Annotated in this window: 9 protein-coding genes; 7 read left to right on the top strand and 2 right to left on the bottom strand. The window is 40.7% G+C overall.

The genetic code is table 11. The features are described 5' to 3' along the window. Window positions 1-517: 517 nt before the first annotated feature. Together ISP07_RS02680 and ISP07_RS02675 are read left to right on the top strand one after the other, a co-directional pair. The gene (locus tag ISP07_RS02680; protein WP_209326701.1) at window positions 518-2,386 is read left to right on the top strand and encodes a hypothetical protein; all 1,869 of its coding nucleotides are present in this window, start codon (window positions 518-520) and stop codon (window positions 2,384-2,386) included. A gap of 18 nt (window positions 2,387-2,404) precedes the next feature. Beyond that, the gene (locus tag ISP07_RS02675) at window positions 2,405-4,162 is read left to right on the top strand and encodes a HEAT repeat domain-containing protein (RefSeq protein ID WP_209326700.1); all 1,758 of its coding nucleotides are present in this window, start codon (window positions 2,405-2,407) and stop codon (window positions 4,160-4,162) included. Between the two features lie 261 nt (window positions 4,163-4,423). Here ISP07_RS02675 and ISP07_RS02670 read toward each other — a convergent pair whose 3' ends face one another. Beyond that, entirely contained in the window at window positions 4,424-5,113 is a 690-nt protein-coding gene (locus ISP07_RS02670) for an alpha/beta fold hydrolase (protein ID WP_209326699.1), read from the bottom strand. 416 nt (window positions 5,114-5,529) lie between these two features. On the opposite strand from ISP07_RS02670, the gene ISP07_RS02665 reads away from it, so the two are divergent. From ISP07_RS02665 to ISP07_RS02645, 5 genes are all read left to right on the top strand, one after another. Further along, window positions 5,530-6,396: a hypothetical protein gene (locus tag ISP07_RS02665; RefSeq protein WP_054560749.1), complete on the top strand. Its 867-nt coding sequence runs from the start codon at window positions 5,530-5,532 to the stop codon at window positions 6,394-6,396. A 9-nt stretch (window positions 6,397-6,405) separates the two neighbouring features. Then, window positions 6,406-7,488: a DUF4785 domain-containing protein gene (locus ISP07_RS02660; RefSeq protein ID WP_209326698.1), complete on the top strand. Its 1,083-nt coding sequence runs from the start codon at window positions 6,406-6,408 to the stop codon at window positions 7,486-7,488. Window positions 7,489-8,286: 798 nt separating this feature from the next. Beyond that, window positions 8,287-9,033 (top strand): CPBP family intramembrane glutamic endopeptidase, encoded by a 747-nt coding sequence (locus ISP07_RS02655; protein ID WP_138599863.1) that lies wholly within the window; start codon window positions 8,287-8,289, stop codon window positions 9,031-9,033. Between the two features lie 95 nt (window positions 9,034-9,128). After that, window positions 9,129-9,851, top strand: a complete 723-nt coding sequence (locus tag ISP07_RS02650) for a hypothetical protein (RefSeq protein ID WP_209326697.1) — start codon at window positions 9,129-9,131, stop codon at window positions 9,849-9,851. Between the two features lie 720 nt (window positions 9,852-10,571). After that, complete coding sequence (locus tag ISP07_RS02645) at window positions 10,572-11,165, top strand: ACP phosphodiesterase (RefSeq protein WP_209326696.1); 594 nt, start codon at window positions 10,572-10,574, stop codon at window positions 11,163-11,165. Window positions 11,166-11,363: 198 nt separating this feature from the next. Here the strand turns inward: ISP07_RS02645 and ISP07_RS02640 are convergent, their stop codons facing one another. After that, window positions 11,364-11,672, bottom strand: a complete 309-nt coding sequence (locus tag ISP07_RS02640) for a hypothetical protein (RefSeq protein WP_054560743.1) — start codon at window positions 11,670-11,672, stop codon at window positions 11,364-11,366. Window positions 11,673-11,681: the final 9 nt, after the last annotated feature.

The following is an 11,681-nucleotide window of genomic DNA, read 5'->3' as shown; positions in this document are numbered from 1 at the left end:
TATTGGTAAAAGTAATTGTCCAATCTCTTTATACCGTACTCACCCTATTTGGGGGAGGAGTCCATACATCTCCTACGACTCGAATTTCGCCTCTTTCCCCTTTACTCTTTCTAACTCGCAAACTTGTGTTCGTAATCTGATAGCTACAAATGTTGGGTTTCGCTCCGCTCTAACCAACCTACAAGCTGATGCTCTTATGTTCATCGCGCGAAATAAATTTCACGCCTACGGATGAGCATTCCAATTTAAGTATGCGTAGGCACAATCTAATCTGACTTCTAACGACTGATATCTATTATCTCCTTCCTCGTCCCTCGCACCTATTAAATTTTTTTATCCCTCCATAATTCATCCATTATTGTGATTTACCCTTTGAAATATGAATCTTTTGTACCCCAATTTGAGTGGGTTAAAGCTTATCCGTTTCGAAAAGAAGTCGGTCGGACTGTTAGTAGAAGTAAGCATTTTATTAATTAATAGTTTGTCGAAATTACAATCAATAATTAGGAATCGTAATATGAATCAGTGTAAAAGGATTAGTGCTGTGTTGGCTTTATCCCTACTTTCAATAGTTGGGTGTTCTGATGATGACTCTACCGAACAAGAAGCTGTTGCTAATGTCGCTTTGAAATCTATGACCTCAGTCTCTGATGACGTTTATCAACCAGGACAACAGATCACAGTTGATTTCAGTACCGAAACAACCTTATTAACGAATGAACATGTTGGTGTTTCATTTATTTTAATTGAAAGAAGTAAAGTCGCTGAGCTCGAAACTGAAGATGAGCCTGATGGCTACGATTTGGGTGAGTTTTATATCGAGCAGTTACAAGAAGGCGAGCAAAATCATACGGCAACATTAATTTTACCAAATGAAGATCTCGCTGCGGGTGAATTTGTCATTGCCGCTTTTGTTGACACAAGTGGTGTGATCTCAAACGAAGTTGATGTTACAGATAATAAATCCCGTGGCATTGAATCTGGTGACGAAAGCACCTATAGCTCAGTAACCATTGGCGATGGTCATTACCATGATTTTGTTTTAGATAAACTTAAAGTGGGTGACGGCTTTGCTATTTTTCCTGGCCCGGGTAAAAGAGATACCACAGGTACTGGTGAACCAACGCAAAAAGTACCTGATTTAATAGGCTTTATTAATGCCACCAAATTTGGTAATTCAGTCAACGAGGCTGATATCAGTGCAACAATAACCATCGGCGAAACGACTTATCATGCTCACTTATGGAATGAGCAAGCACAAGCTTATATGGAGACGATGCGTATTAAGTTTCCTGATCATGAGCAATCTCATTACTTTCCTTGGGATGTTGCAGTAAATGGCGTATTGCTAAAAGCGATACACGATGATTTTGATCACGATGGTGGTGAAAACAGTTTTAGCATGACATTTACCTTCCACGACAACTCTGATGAAATTGAAGCTCATAGCGAAAATAATAGTATTACCGTTGAAGTACCTTATGCGCTTTATCATGATGAAGTGAGTACTGCAGAATCGGTAGAGCTTAATAGTAATAAAACAACAATAGTGTCAGCACCAGCGATGCAGACTACAGCTTCATCAGCAACAACGTTAGCCAAAGTTGGTAGTTGGAGTGCTACCTATGGTGACAGCGATGCTGTGGCAATCAGCCCTTCTTTTTATAGCTATATGAATGTTTCTTCTAGTAATGGTGGTTCAGCTGAGGGGCTAGTAGAAGCAGATTTAGATCTTTACCTATTTGATAAATCAGCGAGTTTGGTTAGTGCCAGCGCTGAAGCGAGTGCAAATGTAAGTGACGGTGAGATTACTTATGCAGCAAACTTTAGTGTGCTGGGTGACACATTAATTGACGAGGGCGACACGTTAACGGCCTTAGACAAGTCTTTAGGATATAGCTGGAGCGAAGAGCAAAAAGTGGTTGAAACGACGTTCACCATTGTAATTGTTCCGGTGACCGTTGAGGCTGGTGTCAGTGGCAGCTTGGATTTAGGGGTTGGTTTAGCTTACAGCAATAGCCGAATTGACTTAGGGGGAGATATTGTTACTGCCAGCATGGATGCGTATGCCACTGCAGAAATAAACTTAGGTATTGCAAGTGGCGGTGTTGGTATAGACTTTTTGATTATTGCAGATACATTTAATGCCACACTTTATGCAGATTTAGCTAAAGCTATCACTGATTCTAAAATCACCTTAGGCATTGATGTAACGAATGATATTGAGGCTATTTCCGGCGAATTTTATGTTTATGTGAAATACCCTAAATACAAGTGGTGTTGCACGGTTAAGACAAAAACCAAAACTCAAACTATCTACGATACTAGTACCTTGTACGATAAAAGCTGGACAATTTTAGACGAATCAGCAACCTTAAATTATTAGTATGAAGGCATAGGTATAATGCGTTTAATTAAACTGAGTTTATTATTTGGCACTTTATTAGGCTATGCTTCGGCTGCTTATGCAGTGCCTCATTGTACTGTTTGGGGTGAACTTCAATCAAAAGCTGATACGAATATTGTTTCGATGAATAGCCCCTCAAAAAGCCAGTTTGACTTGCAAGGGCGGTTAATTTATCGGCCTTTGTTAGTTGCAGAAAAATTTCACTGGTTGGGTTTTGAGCTATACCAAGCTCAAGCAAAGTTGAATAAAACAGTGAGTACCAGCAATGAGTATGCTGTGCCTTTTGCTGTGAAAGTTAGCAATAACTCAGGTGAAGTTTTAGATTATCGGTTTAACGCTAAATTAAAAGCGGCTGATCAACAAAAGCTGATTGCTTTATACCGTGCCTTTCACCGTGCAAAACCCCCTGAAAATTTACAGGGTGATAAGTACTGGGTTAAAGAGCGAGATGATATCGGTCAGTACAAATCACTCTACACAGTGTTAGCTGATAATAAACTAAAGCGAAATAAACTCAGTTATTTAGAATCAACCGACACTAGGCAAAGCACTAATGCTGCGAAAAAGCTAATGCAGTTGGAAGTGGCGAACATTATTAGTGATGAGTTTATCTTTGAAAACGATAAATGCTGGTTAACAAAAACCCTCGGAAATAGTCATATTCAAGTCAGTAGTAGTGATGGAAGTATGAATATTGAAGTACTGCAAACACTAAGTTTAAATCGTTCAAATCAATCGATACCCGATGATGCAAGGTTACTACAATTACCCGAAGACCCTAATCAATGGGAAAATTTAAGCACAGATTGGGTTTACCCTAAAGCGCCGCCTCAACCCTTAAAAAATACTGAAGCGTTTATCACTGCTTTAAAAAGTATGGATTGGCTAGAGGGAGACCGAAAAACGCTTTTGCAATTTCTTTATGACAATGATCAGTATTTGCTGAGCTTAAAAGAGCTTATTTCAACAAAAGCAATTGCAGATCCCTTAGAAAGTAAATTGTTTATGTACTTAGGTAAACATGACTCAGTTAATTCAAAACAATTACTGACAGAGGTATTTGTTGAGCCTGGTTTATTTTCTCCAAATCAGCGCTTTAGAAGTTTAATGGCACTAAAATACAGTGAAAAACCGTTAACTGACATGCAGGTTGAGGCGATTTTTGAGTATTCCATGTCATATGGTCTTGATGAAGAAAATTCTAAGCTGGCTCATAGTGCTTTAATGGTAATGGGGGCGATTGCAAAAAATCAGCAGGGCAGTGAGTTTTCGAGTCAGTTAACCCAAAAGTTAGCTGATTCATTAAGTTCGAGTGCAACAGATAAAAAAGCATCTGCCCTAATCACCGCACTGGGCAATAGCGGAGACTATGATCATCAACAGCTTATTGGTGATTATTTAGCTGGCGACAGCCCAAGATTACGCCTAAATGCAGCAGAGGCCTTGGCAAAAATGCCAAGTAAAACCAGTTTGAATTACTTGAGTAATCAACTAAATCAAGAAACTGATAGTAAAACGCAAGGGGCGATATTAAAGGCTATGGGTAATAATGAGTTAGACGCAGAACAAGTCGATAGTATTTATGCCTTTGCTGACGCTAGTAACCCGAAAGATATTCGCAGTGCCGCTATATCGGCGTTAAGTCAACAAGCGAAGTCAAAACCAGAGGTTAAAAGCCGTTTAAAAGCGCTGGTTAAGACGGAAACTAATCAAAAGAACCTGCGTCAATTAATGAAAGCGCTGTATGGTTCGTAAAAGTATAAGTTAGCAAGCTGGTAGGTTGGGTAGAGCGGAGCGAAACCCAACAAGTTAGCAAGTTACAAGGGGAAAGGGTAAAGGAGCTATCAGCTTTCAGCCGTCAGCTATCAGATTGAAAAGTTAGCAAGATGCGAGTTGTAGGAGGCGTTTTAACGCCGAAAAAAGTCATAGGGGAGGCGCAACTAACACTACGCTGTTAGCACCTAGCACCATTCCTACGCGATATAAAATCGTTGCTACCATCTCGCTAACTCAAACCTACTGAATCAAACTCACTTGTTTTACATACGTATCGGTTTGTAAACCAAAGTGGCCGAGAACGTAGGTGTAGGTGGCATTTTCATTCCATAATCGGCTGCTGTGAATGCCGTACACATAACAAGTGCCGGTTGAGCAGACGATTTGATCCGAGTAGCTCTTTATGGAATACACTTTGTCGCCTAATGCTTCTCCATAAATACTATTTAATAATGGGCTGCCAACCGATAAGCCATAGTAACCACATGTGTTATTCCACACATTGTATGGGTAAACACCACAACTAAGCAGGCCGCGCGCGGCACCTGCAACACCAACAAAGGTATCAACATCTGATGCCATGCCTAGCTTATAAATTTGCTGGGCTGCGAGTGTAACCCCCATTGAATGGCCGATAATATCGATCTTACCTGTGCAAGATTGGTTGATTGCAGTAAGAATGGCGTTACGTACGGGCTTTTCTTCACTGCCGTTATGATCGTTGCAACTCGCGCAAGATTTAGAGCCCCAATCTGGGGTGAAAATTTCACTGTCGACATACCCTTTTCGTTTTAATTCGTTGATTGTGTTATTCCAACTCGAAGGGGAGGCGGTATTACCATGTACCAGTACAACGTTATCTCTACATGCTGCAAAAGCAGTTGTGCTCATACCTGCGCATAGCGCAATCATCGTCAATAGGCGTTTCATTGTGTGTTCTCCTGTTTAACATTTAATTTACAACGTATGAAATTTAAACAGGGCTGGATATAGTACTTTCGTGCAGCGATACTATTTCGCATTGTGCAATGTATACCGTTATATTTTGCTAGCACTGTAGGCGTGAAATTTATTTCGCGCGATGAACAAAAGAGCTTTCAGCCGTCAGCGATCAGATTGAAAAGTTAGCGAGCTAGAAAGAGTAAAGGGGAAAGTTTACTCGCACCTCGCACCTCGCATCTCACCCCCTCTTTTTCTCCTAAAACCTAATAATTTGTACTTAAAAAACGCACAAAAGTTAAATTAATGTAAATTAAATCTTGCTTTCGTACCTGTTTGGTCTATGTTTTTGGTCGGAGGTCACTCCTCCAACCTGATAGATAAAATGACAATCAACAGGAACACACATGAAAATAAAAACACTCTCACTAGTGCCAGCTTTAATGTTGGCAGCGGGTATCAGCCACAGTGCTTTTGCTGCGCAAGGAGTCGCATTTGTGCACGGTACAGGCCAGCAAAGCGATGCGTATAATGACTATTGGACTGGCAGTTTTGTCGACACGGTTCGTCAAGGTTTACCAAATAGTAGTAATTACACGGTCATTAATTGTGACTTTGATCAATACATGTGGGCAGACGCGGCATCTGGCTGTTTAGCAGGGCAGCTCACTACATTTATCAATAATAAAAACATCACAGATTTAACTCTGATCACCCATTCTAACGGTGGCAATGTGGTGCGTTGGATTTTATCTAACCCAACATGGGATAGCCGTTATCCAAATATTATTAGCAAAGTCACGCGTACCATTGCTCTGGCTCCTTCAAGTGGTGGCACGCCGTTGGCTGATGCGGTTATTGCGGGTAATTCGTTTGAGCAAAGCTTGGGTTGGCTTTTAGGCTACGGCAGCGATGCAGTAAAACAACAGCAAGTATCCTGGATGGAATCGTATAACGCACAGTGGCTGTATGGCACACCGAACCGCCCAAGTTTACCGTCTCGATTCGAAACCGTGGTGGGCAGTGATGTTGAATCAGCGGTATGGGATAGCGACAGCTATTGTGGCGGTTATCAAAATCAAGTGGGCCTTGAAGTAACACAAAACTGGTTAGACAGCTGTTCAGATGGCTTTTTAAATTGCAGCTCTCAGTCGTTAGCTGGGGTGGTGTGGTTTACCGATAAATCACGAACCCAAGGTGGTGAGCCTTTGAGTCATCAGCAAAGTCGACGTAACTGTTTTGGCTTGCCAAACATGCTTAAAAACCGAATTTAGGAGCTCGCTATGATTAATAAGTTAACCACAATTGCAGCTGCAATAGTGCTTGTAAGCACAGCCGCAAATGCTAATGAGCAAACGGTTTATCAATTCCCTCAAGTTCAACCAGCATCAAGCGCTCAACTACAAACACTTGAAAAAGACAGTGTTGAATATTGGCAGAAAGTTTCGGGTAAAGAGCTTAAGCGTGGTGTGCCTGTCTTTGTAAACCAAGCTGATAACTTTATTCGCATTGCACCTAAAGCACGCTTTGATAGTGGCGAAGTATTTAAGCCTCATGGCTTACAGCTAGATAAACTGTCGGTGCGAGATGACAACTTTAGACAAATGCCAATGCAAGCTATGGTTGCACGTGAGCAAATGGAAAATGCAGGATTTAGCGATGGCAGTGTTGGGCTCAAGCTAGGTCAGGTAAATGGCAAAGCAATGTTAAGAACAAGCCAAGCGCTTAACGACAACGACACCTACTTGCTGCATGTGATTGAAAAAGGCTCGAGCAATGCTTTGCATGCTAAATCGCAATTTAAAGTGAAAGATCAGCAACAGCGTGTTGCTATGCAGCTTAGTATGGGTAAAAAGCGCTTTAAAGATAGTGATGTGAAGTTAACGCTTTCAAGCCCTGATGGCGAAAAACTAGATGTACGTTACGAAAATGGTGAAGCAGTATTCAATTACCCGCTTGAAACCTTAGGCGCAATAAATGGTTACTATGAGCTTGAGGCCAGTGTAGACACTAAAGTGAATGGCCAAACGGTAAAACGCTCTATAAAAATGCCGTTTGTACATAGCTCACAAACCATCAGTATGGATAAAGCCAAAGTCACTGCGCTTGGCAATAACAAATACCAAGCTAAAGTACCGGTGCAAGTGACCGACTCAGGCCGCTATGCTATTCGTGCAACCTTAACTGGCAAAGGTAATAAAGGTGAGCGCATCAAACTGGCAACGGTTGAAGTAGCAAAACAGATTGATAGCTATGATAGTTTCACCATGCCTTTTGTGGTCACTCAAGCAGCCAAAGCCCCGTTCGAGCTGGTGGATATTGAGCTTACCGACCAAACGCGAATGTTAAAGTTTGCGGGAGAGTAAAAGGTAGCTCTTATCGTATGTTGGGTGGAGCAAAGCGAAACCCAACAAGTTAGCGAGTTGCTAGGAGTAGGAGCTATCAGCTTTCAGCCGTCAGCTATCAGACGAAAAAGTTTGCGAGATACGAGTTTAGGCGTTTTTTCGCCGAACCCTGTGGTTCAATTTGTTTTTCACAAAGAGAAAAGAATGAGAAATAAATGAGATAGACCAAAAGAGTATTTTGTTTTTTCCTCTAAAGCGCAGCGTCTCTTATTCTCTTTGTGAATATTATTTTTAAATGCTGTTTTTCTCTGTGTAGCGCGAAGTGCCTCGGTGTACTTTGTGGTTCAATATTTTTTTCACAAAGAGAAAAGAATGAGAAGTAAATGAGATAGACCAAAAGAGTATTTTGTTTTTTCCTCTAAAGCGCAGCGTCTCTTATCCTCTTTGTGAATATTATTTTTAAACCCTACTTTTCTCTGTGTAGCGCAAAGTGCCTCGGTGCTCTCTGTGGTTCAATATTTTTTTGCACAAAGAGAAAAGAATGAGAAATAAATGAGATAGACCAAAAGAGTATTTTGTTTTTTCCTCTAAAGCGCAGCGTCTCTTATCCTCTTTGTGAATATTATTTTTAAACCTTACTTTTCTCTGTGTAGCGCAAAGTGCCTCGGTGCTCTCTGTGGTTCAATATACTTTTAAAATAAAAATATGCTCAATGGGAATTTAAACTCAAACAAATATCTGTTTAATAGGTTGTTTTTGTGTTTATCATAGAAATTAAACAATAATAAAGTTTGAGCTTTATGCTCACCAAGGACGGTTATGCCAGATATGTATTTTGGAATACTCGCCAATTTAGGCGTGGTTCTGTTACTCGTTTTAATTTTAAAAGCATTCAGTAAAGTAACTATAAACTTAACTTGGCTGCTTGCTACTCTGTTAATTCTATTTTGTTATTTCTTAGCTTTATTCAAAGGTAAAGAGTTCATTTCCTTAGATTTACTCTTTACAGATCTCAAATGGAATTGGTCAGGTAAAATTGTCGCTATTACTCTTTGGGCTTTGGTTTTGGCTTTATTAGCAGCTTTTAAAAGTGACTTTAAAATCAAGGACGCTGGTTTTACTCTTAGACAAAATGAAGGCTCTATTAAGCCTGCACTCGTTGTTTTAACCCTGTTTGTTGCGTTGCAGATTATTGTAACGCTTAGCCTTGGTAACGGACCAAATTTCGATTTTGAAACGCTACTCTATCAAGCTCTTATTCCTGGGTTAGATGAAGAACCAATGTTTAGAGGAGTTTTATTATTTTGTTTTTCGTTGGCTGTTGTTTCATCGCGCATTAACTTTTTTGGCTCGCCAATAAACATTGCAGGGTTACTTTTGGTTTTATTATTTGGTCTAGTTCATGGGGTTATGCATATAGATGGTGAGTGGCATTTGTCTGCATTCAGAATCGTATTAACTGGGAGTTATGGATTTATTTTGCTGTGGTTAAGAGAGCGTACTGGTAGCCTTGTTTTTCCAATTGTAGCTCACAATATGGTTAACTTTGTTGGGCAGTTAGTTTAGTACATAAAGGTAAAGTAAATATACTATCAAGTACATAGGTTGGCTTAATAGGAAAGTAATGGCAAAATTGTGTTTTAAAAATGGAAACTTAAATAATGGATTATAATCAGCCACTTTCGAAGCACTCCCTAGATTTAAACCTGAGCGACCGAGTTTGGTTTAGGTATTCAACTTTCTATAAAAAGACAGTTTTACAAGCAGACTCTAATTCAAAACTAAAGTCGCTACCGGGCCTAGCTGTGCTGTCGGGCGGAGCTGAATTTTTATTTTTCTTTATGACTATCGCTATTGCTGTAATGAGCCTAGTGCTTCAAGAAACGATGCAGCCGATACCTGCTTTTGTAACTTGTGTGAGTTGTTATCTTTGTGTATTTGTTATCAAGCGAATTGTGATTTATAACAAATTTGGATTTGGTCGTAAGTGGGTTATGAGTATATCTAAAGACTCACTCGAAATAGATAGGCAAGCAATAGAGGGTAAAGCTTCAAAAGTTTTGCAAATCGCTAAGGGCGATATCCAAGAAATCATTTTTAATTATACTTTTCACGGTAGAAGTGGTCATACTGTGAACGAAAAAACGGCCAATTTACACGCTTGTGAAATTCATCAAAAAAGTGGCGATGTTGTTACGCTAGATAGTATGCGAGTAGGTCTTTTTGATGTGCTGTACCTTTTAAAATTCCACGAATACCCGCTACTATTCAGAAGTACAACTTCAAGCGGTGCAGGTAAAATAGTTATTTTGATTATGCGGTTAATTTCTCTTTCTGCGATCATATCGGCTCTTGTCATGTTGGCATTTAATTTAAAGTCATAAAGGTGAGTTATTTGTATGGCTATTAGCTGGTAGGTTGGTTAGAGCGGATTTAAACTCAACGTTTGCAGCCATCAGCTTTCAGCCGTCAGCTATCAGATTGAAAAGTTAGCGAGATGCGAGGTGTAGGAGGCGTTTTAACGCTGAAAAAATGGTGATATTAGGTATCAGATATAAGTGTTTAGAGGTTAGATTAAAACAACAGAGCTGTAAGCTTTAAGCTATAAGTCAGATCAGCCTGCACGCAGTTTCAGTGAAATGCATACCCGTAGGCGTGAAATTTATTTCGCGCGATGCTTATCTAAACCACAGAAGCAAGATGTAGGTCGGGCTTTAGCCCGTCAATGTTAGCGATTATGTGTCGCCATAAATGACGACCTACAGTGCTTGATTCATTAGCTCGTAGGTTGGTTAGAGCGGGGTGAAACTGAACGTTTGGAGCCATCAGCTTTCAGCCGTCAGCTATCAGATTGAAAAGTTAGCGAGATGCGAGGTGCAGGAGGCGTTTTAACACCGAAAAAAGTCAAATTGGTAGGTATTCCAACCCAAAACCAACGCTATGATATTAGCACCTAGCACCTAGCACCTAGCACCTAGCACCTTAACCATTCCTACGCGATATAAAATCGCCGCTACACTCTTGCTAATCCGCAACTCGTGCCCCTAGACCCTTTCACCTGTATTCTTTTACAATGCATAAAATGACTTTTTTTAGAGAATGCGTTGAACTACTTGGCTCACCTTTATTTAGCACAACCGACGGCTGATTCACATTTTGGTAATTTGCTGGGGGACTTTGGTGGGCGTCGGTATTCTGCGCAGTTACCCAATACGGTTAAAAATGGCCTTGAAAATCATTATTTGGTTGATAGGTTTACTGACTCACATCCCCTTGTAAAAGAGGCTAAGCAGTACTTTTCGCCAGCACGTAAACGCTTTGCAAGTGTCGCGATTGATGTAGCGTTCGATCACTTTCTAATTCAGCATTGGCAGCGGTTTAATGACCAACCATTAGCTGAATTCAAACAGCACAGTTATGGGCTTTTAAATGCTAGGCAAGCCATGATGCCTTCGCGTATGCAGCAAGTTGTGACTAGTATGACCAACAATGATTGGTTTAAAGAATATGAAACCCTCGATGGGGTCGGCCTTGCCCTTGATAACATCGCCAAGCGTATTCGCTTTGCTAATAACTTTGCAGGAGCCGCTGAAGATATTGCTCGCCACTACCAACAATTAGACGCGGTGTTTTTAGCGTTTTTCCCTGAGCTGGTTGAGCATGTGAAGCAAATGGGTGTGGAAAAGCAGACGCTTTAAGCCATCGAAATACGAGATGTAGGAGGCGTTCCAACGCCGAACAAAAAAGTCGATTGGGTATGGAACCCCCTTACGAATCCAAAACCAATACTATGCTGCTAGCACCTAGCACCTAGCACCTAGCACCTAGCACCTTTAACCATTCCTACGCGGTATAAAATAGCGGCTACACTCTTGCTAACTCGCAACTCACCTCATTTAATCGTCTGGGCCTTTTAGGGTAAACACTAAATGCCTGCGCATGTCTTTTAAAATCACGCCTTTTTTCAGCATTGCGCCACTAAGGCGTTTTTGCCATTTTAATAGCTCTGGGGTCGCTGCATCGAGTGTTTGCTGGTTTTCAAATTGAAAACATAATAGCAATGAGCCTGGGAATAAGTGGTACTCCACATCAAACCAGCATTGCAACATGCCTTCAAGTTCTGCGCGACCTTGCTCTTCAAGGGCGTCGGCAACATTTAATACAAGGGCTTGCTGTTTTAATTGTACTTTAGAAAGCTTTTTCATTTAAAAACC

Origin of the sequence: Pseudoalteromonas sp. PA2MD11, assembly GCF_017808125.1 — a bacterium.
GTDB lineage: Bacteria > Pseudomonadota > Gammaproteobacteria > Enterobacterales > Alteromonadaceae > Pseudoalteromonas > Pseudoalteromonas simplex.
Note: the sequence above shows the minus strand (reverse complement) of the source record. Positions and strands in the feature narration are given on the sequence as shown.